The organism is Pseudomonas sp. HMSC066A08 (assembly GCF_001813025.1).
Classification (GTDB): domain Bacteria; phylum Pseudomonadota; class Gammaproteobacteria; order Pseudomonadales; family Pseudomonadaceae; genus Pseudomonas; species Pseudomonas aeruginosa.
In genome coordinates this window covers 1-349 of record NZ_KV811277.1, presented here as the reverse complement: position 1 = coordinate 349, position 349 = coordinate 1, and the positions used below count along the sequence as shown (strand labels likewise).

At 65.0% G+C, this 349-nt stretch carries 1 protein-coding gene; it reads right to left on the bottom strand.

Features of this window, described 5'->3' with window-relative positions; genetic code table 11:
- Positions 1–349: methyl-accepting chemotaxis protein (locus tag HMPREF2886_RS05465; RefSeq protein WP_256562489.1), on the bottom strand; the 349-nt coding region annotated here is incomplete at both ends.

Here is a 349-nt window from a genome sequence, read left to right as displayed (position 1 = left end):
GCGGCGTTGAGGGCGAGCAGGTTGGTCTGCTCGGAGATGCCCTTGATCACTTCGAGGATCTGGCCGATGTTCACCGTGCGGCTGTTGAGGGCCTCGATGTTGGCGCAGGAGGCGCTGATCTTCTCGGAAAGCTCGTTCATCGCGCGGATGGTCTGCTCGACCACCTGCTTGCCGTCCTCGGCCTGGTGATTGGCGTCGGACGCATGGTGCGAGGCATCGGCGGCGTTGCGGGCGATTTCCTGGGCGGCGGCGCCGAGTTCGTTGATCGCCGCGGCGACGCTGTTGGTGCGGTTGGACTGCTCGTCGGAGTTGGCCATCGAGGAGTTCGAGGCGTTCACCACCAGTTGCG